The 13,695-nt window shown below is 65.4% G+C and carries 12 protein-coding genes; 3 read left to right on the forward strand and 9 right to left on the reverse strand.

Features of this window, described 5'->3' with window-relative positions; translation table 11 throughout:
• Positions 1–18: 18 nt before the first annotated feature.
• On the forward strand, positions 19–1,272 hold the full coding sequence (locus GNK13_RS00380) for a cytochrome-c peroxidase (RefSeq protein WP_390622474.1): 1,254 nt from the start codon (positions 19–21) through the stop codon (positions 1,270–1,272).
• A gap of 111 nt (positions 1,273–1,383) precedes the next feature.
• Here GNK13_RS00380 and GNK13_RS00385 read toward each other — a convergent pair whose 3' ends face one another.
• Entirely contained in the window at positions 1,384–2,103 is a 720-nt protein-coding gene (locus tag GNK13_RS00385) for an NAD(P)H-hydrate epimerase (protein ID WP_164100444.1), read from the reverse strand.
• A 31-nt stretch (positions 2,104–2,134) separates the two neighbouring features.
• Between GNK13_RS00385 and GNK13_RS00390 the strand changes: the two genes are divergently transcribed.
• A complete protein-coding gene (locus GNK13_RS00390) occupies positions 2,135–2,371 on the forward strand; it encodes an FmdB family zinc ribbon protein (protein WP_164100445.1) in 237 nt (78 codons plus the stop codon).
• A 7-nt stretch (positions 2,372–2,378) separates the two neighbouring features.
• Here the strand turns inward: GNK13_RS00390 and GNK13_RS00395 are convergent, their stop codons facing one another.
• The 8 genes from GNK13_RS00395 to xseB form a co-directional block, all read right to left on the reverse strand.
• A complete protein-coding gene (locus tag GNK13_RS00395) occupies positions 2,379–3,674 on the reverse strand; it encodes a hypothetical protein (RefSeq protein WP_164100446.1) in 1,296 nt (431 codons plus the stop codon).
• Between the two features lie 127 nt (positions 3,675–3,801).
• Positions 3,802–5,280, reverse strand: a complete 1,479-nt coding sequence (guaB, locus tag GNK13_RS00400) for an IMP dehydrogenase (RefSeq protein ID WP_164100447.1) — start codon at positions 5,278–5,280, stop codon at positions 3,802–3,804.
• Positions 5,281–5,442: 162 nt separating this feature from the next.
• Positions 5,443–6,813, reverse strand: a complete 1,371-nt coding sequence (locus GNK13_RS00405) for a hypothetical protein (RefSeq protein WP_164100448.1) — start codon at positions 6,811–6,813, stop codon at positions 5,443–5,445.
• Positions 6,814–7,143: 330 nt separating this feature from the next.
• Entirely contained in the window at positions 7,144–7,659 is a 516-nt protein-coding gene (locus GNK13_RS00410) for a hypothetical protein (RefSeq protein ID WP_164100449.1), read from the reverse strand.
• Between the two features lie 81 nt (positions 7,660–7,740).
• The gene (locus GNK13_RS00415) at positions 7,741–8,619 is read right to left on the reverse strand and encodes an NAD(+)/NADH kinase (protein ID WP_235934687.1); all 879 of its coding nucleotides are present in this window, start codon (positions 8,617–8,619) and stop codon (positions 7,741–7,743) included.
• Positions 8,620–8,683: 64 nt separating this feature from the next.
• On the reverse strand, positions 8,684–10,573 hold the full coding sequence (dxs, locus tag GNK13_RS00420) for a 1-deoxy-D-xylulose-5-phosphate synthase (protein WP_390622475.1): 1,890 nt from the start codon (positions 10,571–10,573) through the stop codon (positions 8,684–8,686).
• 5 nt (positions 10,574–10,578) lie between these two features.
• Positions 10,579–11,484 carry a polyprenyl synthetase family protein gene (locus tag GNK13_RS00425; protein ID WP_235934688.1) on the reverse strand — a complete coding sequence of 302 codons (906 nt, stop codon included), beginning with the start codon at positions 11,482–11,484 and terminating at the stop codon, positions 10,579–10,581.
• 79 nt (positions 11,485–11,563) lie between these two features.
• Complete coding sequence (gene xseB / locus GNK13_RS00430) at positions 11,564–12,049, reverse strand: exodeoxyribonuclease VII small subunit (RefSeq protein WP_164100451.1); 486 nt, start codon at positions 12,047–12,049, stop codon at positions 11,564–11,566.
• A 441-nt stretch (positions 12,050–12,490) separates the two neighbouring features.
• Here xseB and GNK13_RS00435 point away from each other — a divergent pair, with 441 nt between their 5' ends.
• Positions 12,491–13,459, forward strand: coding sequence for a hypothetical protein (locus GNK13_RS00435; protein WP_164100452.1), 969 nt, complete (start codon positions 12,491–12,493; stop codon positions 13,457–13,459).
• The last annotated feature ends 236 nt before the right edge of the window (positions 13,460–13,695 follow it).

Genomic DNA, 13,695 nt, shown 5'->3' on the forward strand with positions numbered 1-13,695 from the left:
GGAGTTCAAGCGATAATGATGCGACGCTGGTTTACCGCACTTAGCAGCCTGGCAATGCTCGCCGCGATTCCCGCGGCCCATGCGGCAGATTCCACCGCGGCGAAGACGGAACCGCTGACGCTCGGCGATAGCAGCCTGGTGGCGGGGATTCCTGGGAGCGGTCCTCTGAAGATGTCGGAACTCGAGGCTTGGCTGGACGATCCTGCGAATCACGAGCCGCTCGAGTTCGAGCTGCCCGAGGGCTTGCGAGCCGCTCAAGCGAATATCTTCATTCCCGAGAACAGCCCTCTGACGCGGGCCCGCATCGAGCTCGGCCGCCAGCTGTTCTTCGAGCCCCGGATGTCGGCCGACTTCTCGGTCAGCTGTGCGACTTGCCACAACCCCGAGGAAGGCTACTCGGCGCACACGCAATTCGGCGTCGGCATCCGCGGCCAAGAGGGAGGCCGCAACTCACCGGTCGCTTACAACCGAATCGTGAGCCGCGAGCAGTTCTGGGACGGACGAGCGGCGAGCCTCGAGGATCAGGCCATCGGCCCGATCGCCAACCCGATCGAGATGGGCAACACGCACGAAGCCTGCGTCGCCTGCCTTTCGGAGATTCCCGAGTACAAGCTGCAGTTTGAACGAATCTTCGAAGATGGGCTGACCATCGAGAACGTGGGCAAGGCGATCGCTTCGTTCGAACGGGCCATCGTCACCGGTCCGACGCCCTACGACGCCTACCAGCCACTCTCACGATTTGAGCAACTGTTCGCCGACGATCTGGCAGAGCTCGAGGCACTGCGCGAAGAGGATCCGGAGTTCGTCGAGGAATATGAAGAGCTGAAGGCCAAAGCCGAGGCGAACCCGATGAGCGAGTCGGCCAAGCGGGGAATGGAGTTGTTCTTCGCCAAAGCGAACTGCGCCACCTGCCACGCGGGTGCCAACTTCACCGACGAGCAGTACCACAATCTGGGCGTCGGAATGGAAGCGGAGAAACCCGACTTGGGGCGCTACGAGATCACCAAAGAGGACACGCTCCGCGGTGCTTTCAAGACGCCGACGCTCCGCAACATCCACACCTCCGCGCCCTACATGCACGACGGCAGCCAGGAAACGCTCGAAGAAGTCGTCGAGTGGTACGACAAGGGCGGACACCCCAACCCGTGGCTGAGCGACAAGATGAAGCCGCTGAAGCTGACCGATCAGGAGAAAGCCGACTTGGTGGCTTTCATGAAGGAAGGCTTGGCGGGCGAGTTCCCGAAAGTCGAATCGGGCCGGCTGCCCAAGTGAGCCGATAGCGGGGAATTGAGCCTGAGGATCGGCTGAGCATAAATCGTTTAACGGCAAGCCGCAGGCGACTGCTTTTCTGCACTCCGAAACACCGTCGCCTGCGGCTTGCCGTTAAACGAAAACCTCCTCGAGCAATTTTCGCGGGACTCCGATCGCGAGCACGTGCACCGTGCCGACAAAGGGTCCCGACGCTGGATTGGCGAATCCGGCTTTGGGGGCCACGAAGGTGCAGGTGTGTGCGGCGCGGAAACACGTGTCGGCCGGCTCGCCCGAATCGCAATCGAGTCCGCTGGGGATATCGATCGCAATCCGCACTGCAGCGGATTGATTGGCCAGCCGGATCGCCGTCGCGAGCGGTTCCCGTGGCTGGCCCGATGCCCCGGTGCCAAGCATCGCATCGACGATCGTCGCGCTCTCGTCAATCCACTGGCGAAGTGAACTCCAGCGGTCGCCCGCTTGGTCCCCTCCGTCGTCGGCCTCGTCGGCCTTGGCGGGAAGGACTCGCCGGACGAGTTCCCCTTTCTCGACGATCTTCCAGTTCGCTTCCGCGTCTCCTGAGAGTTGCGCGGGGTCGAACAGCTGAGCCACGCGCACCTCGCGGCCAGCGAGCTGCAGATGGCGGGCGATGACATAGCCATCGCCGGCGTTGTTCCCTTTGCCGCACAGGATCGTTATCGCTCCGGCCGGGGCCACTCGGTCGATCGTTTCGGCTGCCCCCCGACCGGCATTCTCCATCAGCACCAATCCGCTCATCCCGTACTCGTCGATTGCCACGCGGTCGACGCGGCGGACCTGTTCGCGAGTGAGCGGACGAGCGATAATGGGATCCATCGGAGTGTCCCCCCTCAGGAGAAGTTTGGCGATGCCGCTGTACGAATACCATTGTGACCAGTGCGACGCGACGGTCGAAGTACTCCAGCGTCGCGCCGATGAGGTTCCCCAATGTCCGAGCTGCGAAGGAACCCAGCTCGAGCGGCTGCTGAGCGTCCCGGCGGCGCCGGCAGTTCGTGACGGAGCCAGCGCACTGCCGATCCGCTCGAGCGGCGAAAGCTGCGGAGCCCCCCGCTGCTGCGGAGGGGGCTGCGGCACCATGGGCTGACGTACGGCTACGGGATCAGGGCGACCATTCCGCCGACGAAAGCGGTCTGGGCCACGGCTCCGCGGAGGCTCAGCGGCACCGGCGGAATGATCCAGGGAGCGCAGTTTCCGGGGCGGTAGTACCCCAGGGCGTACTGGCATTCGTTCGGCGGGTGGATCCCCATCTTGTACGGCAAGACCGCGATGTTGAAGAAGAAGTGGGCGGTGGAGACGACCGGCTGGGCAAACGGCCCGGCGGTGTGGCCGTACCGCTCCAAGTTGACCTCTTCAAAGTACAGCGGCTTGTGGCACAGCTCCGAAGCCTTCCACGTCATCTTCGTCGGCAGCCACTGGCGAGGCTCGTAGGCGATCTGGGGCAGTTGGCACTCGCGGGGCAAACCCCACTCCGAGGTGACGTACTCCAGGTCCGGTTCGCTCAGCTCGGCCATCGAGAGCGCCAACTCGGCGCCGTCTTCGCCTTCGATGATCACCTGCTCATAAGCCATATCGATCAGCCGGCCGCGTCCGAGCAGCCGCCCGTCAAGCGACCGCCACTGGCGGATTTCCTGGGACTCGAGGAACTCGGCCCGCAGCCGGGCGTACTCGTCCTGCTCGAGGATGTCGGGACGGAACGGAGGCGAGATGTCGAGGGTGACTTTGCGGATCGTCCGCTGGGCAATCCGTTGACGCAGCTCATCGCAGCTCGGCTCGACCCGCTGCGAAGTCGGGCGGCCGATGTCGACGGCCCGTTCGCTGCGGTCGCGGAGTTCGCCGCCGGCGGGATCCTGGACGACCTGCTGATCGCTGGGCGAGGGAATCGAAAGCCGCCGTGGCGAGTCCGCTGTGTTTGGAGCTGGCCCCGGGGAGAAGGGATTGGGTGCCTCGAGCGATTCGCCCTCGCGATTTCCGGTCTCCGCGTCGCCGGGGAATTCCATCTGGAAACCGTCGGTGGTCGCCGGGGGCTCCAGCTGGCCGATGAAGCGACCTTCGCCCGGCGGCACCGCGAGCGGTTCAGGCTGGGAAGTCGGGGCGGGGAAACTCGGGGCCGCCCCGTCATTGAACGGGTCGAGGAACGGATCGGCCGCGTCTTGAAGGTAGGCGACGCGAGCGACGGCTGGAGCCTCGGCGGCGGGAGCCTGGGCGGTTGGGGTCTCGGCGGCCGCGGACGGCGGGACCAGAGCAGCCTTGGCCGGAGCCGCTGGGGTGGTCGAGGAAGCGACCTGTGAACTGGGCCGCCAGCGAAGCGTCGTCTTGCCGCCGGCCGCCGACCCGCCGAGTTGGGGGGAGGTGACGCGCGGTTGCGGAGCGGTGCGGATCGGTTGCACCGGAGTCAGCTGAGAGGGGCCTGCTTGTCGAGAGAGGCCTGCGCCTTGAGCGAAGGCCGGTGGAGTCAGGGAAGCCGAGGCCAGGGCCGTCGCGGCGAGTGTCACCGCGAGGGCTGAGCGGAGGGCGTCAATTCGAATCGTTCGAATAAACGTCCGGGCTGTAGTTCGGTGCTTCCTGCGTGATCGCGATGTCATGGGGGTGGTTCTCCCGGACCGTCGCTGGCGAGACGCGAATGAACTGCGCTTCCGTACGCAATTCCTCAATGGTACGTGCCCCCACGTATCCCATCCCGGCGCGTAAGCCGCCCACCAGCTGGTAGGCAAACTCGCCGAGCGGGCCCTTGAACGGCACCCGGCCCTCGACGCCCTCGGGGACCAGTTTGTTCCCCGTGTCGTTCTTCTGGCCGTACCGTTCACTGCTCCCTTTGACCATCGCACCGATCGAACCCATCCCGCGGTACGCCTTGAACGTGCGACCTTGGTAGAGGATCAATCGTCCGGGGCTTTCGGCCAGACCGGCAAACAGGCTGCCGATCATCACCGCACTGGCCCCAGCTGCGATCGCCTTCGTGATGTCACCGCTGAACCGGATCCCGCCGTCGGCGATGACCGGTACACCTCGTTTCTCAGCGACTCCGACCGCGTCGAAGATCGCCGTGATCTGTGGGACCCCGACGCCGCTGATCACCCGCGTGGTGCAGATCGAGCCGGGGCCAATCCCGACTTTGATCGCATCCGCACCGGCGTCGATCAGATCGCGTGCTCCATCGGCCGTGGCGATATTGCCGGCGATGACCTCGATGTCCCATCTTCGTTTGACTTCTCGAACGGTCTCGATCACGTTCCGCGAATGGCCGTGGGCCGAATCGACGACCAACAGGTCGACGCCCCGCTCGATCAAGCTCGCCGCCCGGTCGAAGTCAAAGACTCCGATCGCCGCGCCGACCCGCAAGCGACCCAACGCGTCTTTGCAGGCATTCGGGAATCGCCGCATCATGTCGATGTCGCGAATCGTGATCAGTCCCGTTAGCTTGTTTAATTCGTCAACCAGCAAAAGCTTCTCCACCCTTTTTGCCGTTAAAATTCGCTCAGCTTCCTCAAGCGTTACATTCCCTACCGCCGTGACCAGATTCTCACGGGTCATGACTTCGGAAACGGGGCGGTTTGGGTCTTCTAGGAAGCGCAGGTCGCGGCGGGTCAGGATCCCGGCCAGCGTCCGGTCGGCGTGGACGATCGGGATTCCCGAGACGTTGTGCTGGTCCATCAGCGCCACCGCTTGGCTGACCCGCTCTTCGGGAGGCAGCGTCACAGGATTGACGATGATCCCGTTGGCGCTCCGTTTGACCTTCAGCACCTCCTCGGTCTGGCGGCGGACCGAGAGGTTCTTGTGGATGATCCCAATTCCCCCCTCTTTGGCCAGTGCGATTGCCATCGCCGATTCGGTGACGGTGTCCATGGGAGAGCTGACCAGCGGCAGCTGCAGCCGAATCGAGCGGGTCAGCTGCGTACTGATGTCCACTTCCGAGGGCATCGCTTCGCTGAACCGGGGCAGCAGCAATACGTCATCGAAGGTCACGCCGGTGGATCGGATCTTGTCGTGCGACATGAGGGGTGAGGCCGCGGCGGAAAGCGAGGAGCGGGGGCAAGACGCCGACCCACAGGAGGTCGGAGCCCTAAGCAGGGGAAAAGATTATGGAGCCGCCAGGCAAAACTGACAACAACCACCCCGCTCTGCCCGACTCAGTACCCAATACTCAGTACTCAGTACTCAGTACTCGGGGCTCAGCTCGCTGCTGGGGAGCTCGGTCAGCAGTCGCACCAGCTCGCTGTCGACGCTTGGCGGGATCCAGCGGAGGTCGATCACGATCGCCTCCTCCTCGCTCTGGACCAGCAGGGCGGGAGCTTCCGCGGCGAGCGTCTCGGCCCATGCCTTGGCTCCGCCGGAGCTGCGGGCGACGCGGATCTGCCGCGAGGGCACGCCCCCGCCATCCCCTTCGACGAGCGAGGCATCGGCGGCGGTAATTTGGCAGCTCGTCACTCGCTGGCTGCCGACCAATTGCGTCGCCAGCCGCTCGCAGCGATTTTGCAGGTTCTCAACCGACGTCTCGAGCATCGCCACCACGGGCGGCGGCTCGTCGGCGGGGCCGCTGCTCCGCTCCATCGCTAGGACGAGTGCCGCCATACTCGGCAGGTCGGCTTCGAGGGCGGGCCAGAGAGCCGTTGCCCGGATGGCGGCGATCGCGTCGCTCGAGCCGAGGATGATCCCCGAGCGGGGCCCGCCCACCAGCCGGTCGCCCGGCAGCACAGTCAGAGCACGCGGTTCGAGCGTCCGGCCGTGGAGATTCGAGACCCAGGAGTCGCTCAGCCCCGGAACGCTGGAAAAGCTGCCGAGCGGAAGGAACCGGACTTGCCGCCGGCCGTGGGGGGCGCACCAATCGGCCCGCGCGGCCGCCGAGTGCGAGCGCTGGGCCGCCTCGGGCCACTCGACCGTAACGGCTGCCAAATGCTCACCCGCAACGACCCCGACCTGGTCCCAGTCGTCGGCCGTGCAGCGGTCGGGGCCGCCGACTTCGATCACGCGGCAGCCGCCGGCGGCAAGCATCTCCGGCAACGGTCGGCCCCCCTCGAGCCGCATTGCCGCCGAGCGTGGGACGGCCAGCGCCAATCCGGTCGCCGAAGCGAACGCTCCCACCGCGGTCGCTGCCGCGGCGGTCGAGCGGGCCACGGCGATGTCCACGTCACCCCGCTCCCCCAGTGCCGCGCGGAGCCGACCGGTGATCCGCTGGCGGACTGCTCCGCGAGTCAGTTGAAAGAGATCGGGCGAGGGCGCGAAGGTGTCGATCTGGTCGGTCCGGAGCGGCACGCCAGCGAGGCTGGAGTGGAACAGGACGCCGCTGCCGTTGATCGCCAGCGTCGAAAGCGAAGTCTGGCGGCGCGTCCAGCGTCGGAGCCGCTCCGTTCCTCGTCGCGATTCCTGCAGGATTCGCTCGAGCCGCCGCGCGGCCGTCACCGGGAGCTCGCCGAGCATGTCGGTCGCTTTCGTTTGCAGCTCGCGGAACGAATCGTTGCGACGCAGCCGTCCAGCAAATTCCTCGACCGATCCGGAAAACAACTCGCGGGTCCAGGGCGGCAACGGCATGTTCGACTCCTCGGGCAGAACTAGCGGTCGCCCGGAAACAGGAGCGACGCAAGGCTCTCCGAGGGGCGATTACCGCGATCCTTCAATCATGACCCCAACTCCAGCGATCGGCAAGCTTTGCAACGCCGTGCTCCCACTCGTACTCGTACTCAGCGAAGCGGTACTCGTGCTCGTACTCGTACTCGAAACCGCTCAGCCACAGACTGCACGCGCAAGGGATCGAGTACCGCTGCGCTGAGTACGAGTACCGCTGCGCTGAGTACGAGTACCGCTGCGCTGAGTACGAGTACCGCTGCGCTGAGTACGAGTAGGAAGGCAGACGCCCCGCGTTCAGTACGGCGTGGGTTGGCGGAGGAAGTCGTTAACCGTCGCTTCCCGCGGCGGCGGGGAGCTGCCGCCGAACAGGCTCGACCAAAACCCTCCCGACTCGGCTTGCTCACGCTTCGCATTCCGCTTCCCGGCACCCGCTCGGCTCTCGGCCGGTGGGTCGTAGGGCCGCAGGGCGTACTTGGTCGATTCCCAAGCCGAACGGGTCGACCGCTGGACGCTCTTCCAGGTCCGGCTCATGCTCGTCCGGGCGGCCGTGGTGATGCTCGGCTCGGCCGCTTTGGTTTGGGGGGCGGCCGACTTGGAGCTGGAAAAGGAGGGGAATTTCCAGGAGCTGAACGGAGACCAGAGGCTGTCCGACCAACTGCTTCGGCTCTTGCCGATCTGCGGGGGACCGGCCGCGGCCGTGCTCGGGCTGGCAGTCGAGCCGATCACGATCCCGAGCCCGGCCCAAACGAACACCAAGCCGAGCCGCGAGGGAGCGAGAGCCGCAGAATGTGTGAGCCGACTTCGAAACATCGAATCACCTCGAGAACCGCAAAAGGATAGAAATTTCCTGGCGGTTTACTCCCACATTTCCGAGCCCCACGTAAAGAGCGGTTAGGCGCGAGTCGAGAGGGTATTGCCTCCCCAGTTGAGCTTGTCGCGCAGCGTGCGGTAATCGTTTTGGCCGGGGACCGAGAGCATCCGAAACGAAGCGTCGGCGCGGCGGACTCGGACGCGGTCGCCGAATTCGATCTTCGACATTACCCGCCCGTCGACGACGACGCTCGTCGACTCATTCGGGTTGGCCACCGTCAGCTCAAACTCGCGGTCGGCCATGTCGACGACCGAGCGATAGGTCAGCGTGTGGGGGCTGATCGGCGAAACCACGAAGGCTTGCAAGTCTTTGCGAAGGATCGGTCCGCCGGCGGACATGTTGTGAGCGGTCGAACCGACTGGGGTGCTGATGATCAATCCGTCGCAGTGGTAGGTCGTCGCCAGCATCCCGTCGACGTACATGTCGATATCCAAGATGTTGTAAGGGGGCCCGCCGAGGATCGCCGCTTCGTTCAACCCCAGCTGGCTTTCGACTTCCCTGTCGCCACGAAGCAGCGAGGTGCGGAGCATCAGGTGGTCGACGACCTCGAAGCCGCCGCAGCAGACTTCCGGCCAAACTTCCAAAAAGGCATCGGGCGAGAGCGCCGCCAGAAAGCCCAAGCGACCGCAGTTGACCCCCAGCACCGGGAGCTGGTTCTCGCCCATCTGGCGGGCCGCCTGCAGGATCGAGCCGTCACCGCCGAGCACGATCACTAGGTCGTGGTCTTTGCCGGTAAAGTCGTAGCCGAACTCCAGATCGACCGCCGCAATCTCCGCTCGCGAGGCGATCACCGGCCGCAATCGCCCGAGCTCCTCGGCCACTCGCGGGCGATCCGGTGCACCGAGCAGGACGACCTCGGGGCGGTCGCGACCGGCTCGCGGCCAAGCCGTTCGTTTCACCTTCGCCACTCGGATCGGTCCCTTCGACGCGGGGAGGAGAGAGGGAACAGTACTCAGTACTCAGTTAGACGGGGACGCCCGGCGTATCGGCCATCGAGCGGCAGGTTTGGGCGATCCCGCTGGCGTCGAGGCGGAGTTCCGCCAGGCACTGTTTCCGCTCTCCGTGTTCGACGAAGCGGTCGGGGAGCGCCAGCCGTTTGAGCTTGCGGGCGTCCAGCCCCAAGTCGTTCGCCGCTTCGAGCACCGCGGAGCCGAAGCCGCCGATGGCCGCCCCTTCCTCGACCGTGACCACAAACCCGCACTCATCGAAGACGCGGCGGATCATCTCGGTGTCGAGCGGCTTGGCGAAGCGGGCGTTGATCACCGCGACGTCCAGATCGGGCGCGACCGCGTCGGCCGCTTCGAGGGCCGCCTCGAGGGTCGCTCCAAAAGCCAGGATCGCGCCGTCGGTTCCCCAGCGAATCGTCTCGCTCCGCCCCAAGCGAATCGGCTCGCCCGCTTGGTTCCGCTGCAGCGCGGCGGCCTTGGGATAGCGGATTCCGCTCGGGTGCTCGATGGCCAGGGCGAACTGGAGCATCGGCTCGAGCTCCTCGGCATAGCCTGGCGCCATCAGCACCATGTTCGGGAAGACGCGGAGATAGCCGATGTCGTAGGAGCCGTGGTGGGTGGGGCCGTCGGGGGCGGTCAGTCCGGCGCGGTCCATCATGAACACGACCGGCAGATCCTGGAGGGCGACCTCTTGGAAGATCTGATCGTAGCTCCGCTGCAAGAAAGTGCTGTAGATATCGACGATCGGCCGCAGACCCGCTTTGCATTGCCCGGCGGCGAAGGCGACGGCGTGCGATTCGCAAATCCCGACGTCGAAGAACCGCTTCGGAAAGGCCTCGCGGACCGCTTCGAGCTGATTGCCCTGGCACATCGCCGCGGTGATCACCGTGACCCGCTCGTCGCGGCGCATCGCGTTCTCGATCGCTCCGCTCGCGTAGCTCGTGAAGGGCGGATGGCTGCTGCCGGACTTGGAAATCGGCCGCCCGTTCTCTTCGACGAATGCCGGCGGCGTGTGGAAGTAGACCGGGTCGTCGGCCGCCGGTTTGTATCCCCGCCCCTTCTGGGTCACGACGTGCAGGAGCACCGGACCCTCCATTTCGCGGACCATCTGCAAGTACTTGCGGAGCAGACCGATATCGTGGCCGTCGATCGGACCGACGTAGCGGATCCCGAGCTCCTCGAAGAGCATTCCGCCGAGCACCCCCGCTTTGACCCCTTCCTTCATCTGCGCCAGCATCCGCTCGGCAGGATCGCCGAACAGCGGGACGCGGTTGAGCATCTTCACCACTTCGCTCTTCAACCCGCTGTAGAACGGATTGCTGCGGAGCCGGTCGAGATACCGGGCCAGCGCTCCGACCCGCGGGCAGATCGACATCTCGTTGTCGTTGAGCACGACGATCAGATCTTTGGCCAGTTCCCCGGCGTTGTTCATCGCTTCGAACACAATCCCGCTCGGCAAAGCTCCGTCGCCGATCACCGCGACGCTCTTGCGGTGCGTCTGGCCGCTCAGATCGTCGCCGCTCTTGAGGCCCAGCGCCGTGCTGACGCTGCAGCCGGCGTGGCCGGTCATGAACAGGTCGTATTCGCTCTCCTGCGGATTGGGATAGCCCATCAAGCCGCCGGCGGTGCGGATCGTCGAGAATTGGTCGTAGCGGCCGGTGACCAGCTTGTGCGGATAGATCTGGTGCCCGGTGTCCCAGATCAGTCGGTCGCTGCGGAAGTCAAAGACCGAGTGCAGGGCCAAGCAGAGTTCGACGACGCCGAGGTTCGAGGCGAAGTGGGCGGTTCGGGTGGCCAGCAGGTTGCAGAGGACGTCGCGGATCTCGACCGCCACTTCCTCGAGCTCGGCGGGGCTGAAGCGTTTGAGATCTTCGCCGCTTTTGATTCTGGATAATAAGCGATGCATTGCGGTCATCGGCTCCTCTGAAGCACAAACTGAGCTAGGTCTATCAACCGCTCTCCGGCAGCACCAAACAACGCTGCCGAATGAATCGCCTCGTCAATCAATTGCGTGGCCCGCTGGCGACTGGGTTCTACGCCGAGCAAGCCCGGAAAGGTCAGCTTGCCACGCTCCAGGTCCTTGCCGGTCCGCTTGCCCACTTCATCGGCCGAGCCTTGATGGTCCAGTAGGTCGTCGACGATTTGGAACGCCAGCCCCATCGATTCCGCGTAATAGCCGAGTGCGGCCCGCTGGGCGGCGTTGGCGGCCACGGCGATCGCTCCCAGATCGAGCGAAGCCGCGAACAACGCGCCGGTCTTGCGGCGATGAATCGATTCTAGATGGTCTAGCTGGTTCGGGGGGGCTGTCTCTTCCCCGGAAGTCGCCAAGTCGTCGGCCTGGCCGCCGACCAGAGCCGTAGGGCCAGCCGCCCGGGAGAGGCAGCGGACCGCTTCGACGATCCGCTCGGCCGGCAGTTCCCGAGCGGTGAATCCTTCGACCATTCCTTCAAACGCACGAGCGAGCAGCGCGTCACCAGCCAAAATCGCCGTTGCTTCGCCGAACTGGACGTGGCAGGTCGGTCGGCCGCGACGCAGGTCGTCGTCGTCCATCGCGGGCAGATCGTCGTGGATCAGCGAGTAGGCGTGGACCATTTCCACCGCCACCGCCGCCGGCATTGCCGCCTCGATCGCTCCTCCACACGCCTCGGCCGCCATCAGCACCAGCGCCGGTCGCAGCCGTTTGCCGGGAGCCAGCAAACTGTACCGCATCGCCTCTCCAAGCCTTGCTGGACAGCCCGGTTGGGGCTGGCTGGCCGCGTCGAGGGCTGCAGCAATCTTGGGCAGCAAATCTCCAATGAAGTCGGCAGCTGGGGGCAAGCGATTCAAATCAACCAGCAGAAGGGCGGCAGAAGGGGGGGCGGCAGAAGAGCGTCCAGGTCAAGCGGCGCACCAAATTCTAAAAGAGCCCCAGCGAATCGTCCACGCGGCTCCGCGAGGAGTTCTCCGCCCCACTCGACGCTTCCGCATCGTCGGCCAGCTCCCCGTCCGACGCTTGCTCGCCCGCGGCCTCGCCGCCGTTGCCTCGCTTGCCCGCGCCCTTGGCTCCGCGACGCCGGCCGCGGGCGGACTGTTTTTCCTCGAGCGTCAGCGATTCGGCGTCAAAAGATTGCGTCACGGGGCGGCCCTCGGCGTCGAAACCGACCAGCAGCTCGATCCGCCGCTCGACTTTCTCTAGCTGCTCCTGGCACAGCCGCAGCTCGCGAACCCCCCGCTCGTAAGCCCGCAACGAATCGCCGAGCGTCAGTTGACCACTTTCGAGCTCTCGCACGATCCCTTCGACTTCGGCCAGCGATTCCTCAAAGCTCGCCGCCGCTTCCGCTGCGACTTCGACCGCTCCGGAGCCGGGGGCGTCCGCTTTTCCGCCACTCTTCTTCTTTGCCATCCGCCGATCGTCCGCTGTTCGTGTCGTGCCACCGGTAGGCTCTGTCTGAAACCTTGAGCCGACGGCGCTAGCCGCGGGTTCTGCAGCGGAACCCCCGGGGGTCGCGAGGCCCGAGGCTAGCGCCTACGGCTCAAAAAGGTCGAACGCACTGGGCTCCTGCCCGCGCCCGCTCTGCCGCTTCGCTCCCCAGCTTACCCCCTGCCGCCCCTTTGCTGGAGCCCACCCCGATCTCCCCGCCGCGTCCCGCTGCTGCGATCGTCATCTTCCGGCTGCTCGGCAGCCCTTCTGGGGGGCAGCTTGCCGGGGGTGTTTGACCGCGCAGCGAACGCGACCTACCCATTCTATGGGCGGAGCCTCAGTCGGGGCCGACGTCCAGCTTGCGGAGTTCGGCGGTCTGGCCAAAGCTCCCGCACTCTTTCCAGTGGATAAATCGCGCAGCCCATGTCTGGTCCCGAAACCGAAACTCCCGAACCGCTGGCTTCGGTCGTCGCCGAGCTTCGTCGCGAGACGCAGCGGCTGACGGCGCTCGGGGACGTTCTGGGGCAGGCCGAAAGCGATTGGTTTGAGAAATTTGAGCAGCTCGAGCGGGCCGAGCGGCGGACCGAGCGGAGTCGCCGCAAGCTGGCGATCCGCGCGGCGCGACTGCGGCGCGAGCGGCGGCGAACGGCGCTCGCGAAACCGGCTTCCGTCAATGAGGCTGCTGCTGAGGTTGGCCAAAGTGTCGCCGGAGAAGCCGAGTTGGAGCTCGCGGTGCTCCGCGTCGAGTTGGCCGAAGCGGCCGAGTTATTAAAGCGGGAGCAGATTCGCTCGGAGGAGCTGGAGACGCAGAATGCCAGCCTAGCGACGCAGCTAGCCGCGACGCAGGTCCACGGGCAGACCTCCGGAGCGATGCACTCTCAGATGCACGAGTCGCTCTCGTGGGAGGAGCGCAAGGCGGCCATCCTGCAGCAGCTGCACCGCGAGGATGCGGACGAGCCGCTCGACGCTGGGGAGCGCGAATCGCTCCGCGACATCGTCGCTAAAACCGATCGCGAGATTCGAAAACGCGACGCCGAGATCGCCGAGCTGCAGCAGCTGCTCGAGCATCAATCGACCGCCGTCGGAGACTCCGTGGCGGTCGGCGCGGCAGCGATCGCCCAGATGATCGACGCCGATGATCTGGTCCGTGAGGAACGGGAAAAGCTGCAAGCGATCAAAGCCGAGTGGCAAGAAAAGCTGCGTCAGGCCGAGATCGATCTGTCGCTCGAACGCGCCAAGCTCGCTCGCGAACGACGCGAGCTCGAGCAGAAGCATGCAGACCTCCAGCAGCAGCTCGCCGAAGCGGCCGAGCTGCACCGCGACGCCTCCCCAGCGGACCAGCCGCGACGCCGACGCTGGTTAACCCAACTCGGGCTCTCCGACGAAGAGTGACGCGCGGCGGGTGCTCGGGGGGAGACCGGTGCGGGGGAATTATTTCTTGCGGTGGCGAACTTTGGCCCGCATGCGACGCTTCTTTCGACCCACTTTCCGGCGACCTTTTCCTGATTTCTTCGTACCCACCGAGGCACTGCTCCCTTGGTTGAAGGCAAATAACGGGGAATTGTTTGGTTGGGAAAACCCGCGACTCTACCAAAATCGACCGCCGCGGCAATGCCCGTGAGTCGCCT

This window comes from Candidatus Laterigemmans baculatus (genome assembly GCF_010367455.1).
GTDB lineage: Bacteria > Planctomycetota > Planctomycetia > Pirellulales > Pirellulaceae > Laterigemmans > Laterigemmans baculatus.

Coding starts and splice junctions, on each gene's coding strand:
- GNK13_RS00380 (WP_390622474.1), top strand. CDS start 19: ATGCGACGCTGGTTTACCGCACTTAGCAGCCTGGCAATGCTCGCCGCG.
- GNK13_RS00385 (WP_164100444.1), bottom strand. CDS start 2,103: ATGGATCCCATTATCGCTCGTCCGCTCACTCGCGAACAGGTCCGCCGC.
- GNK13_RS00390 (WP_164100445.1), top strand. CDS start 2,135: ATGCCGCTGTACGAATACCATTGTGACCAGTGCGACGCGACGGTCGAA.
- guaB (WP_164100447.1), bottom strand. CDS start 5,280: ATGTCGCACGACAAGATCCGATCCACCGGCGTGACCTTCGATGACGTA.
- GNK13_RS00405 (WP_164100448.1), bottom strand. CDS start 6,813: ATGCCGTTGCCGCCCTGGACCCGCGAGTTGTTTTCCGGATCGGTCGAG.
- GNK13_RS00410 (WP_164100449.1), bottom strand. CDS start 7,659: ATGTTTCGAAGTCGGCTCACACATTCTGCGGCTCTCGCTCCCTCGCGG.
- dxs (WP_390622475.1), bottom strand. CDS start 10,573: ATGCATCGCTTATTATCCAGAATCAAAAGCGGCGAAGATCTCAAACGC.
- xseB (WP_164100451.1), bottom strand. CDS start 12,049: ATGGCAAAGAAGAAGAGTGGCGGAAAAGCGGACGCCCCCGGCTCCGGA.
- GNK13_RS00435 (WP_164100452.1), top strand. CDS start 12,491: ATGTCTGGTCCCGAAACCGAAACTCCCGAACCGCTGGCTTCGGTCGTC.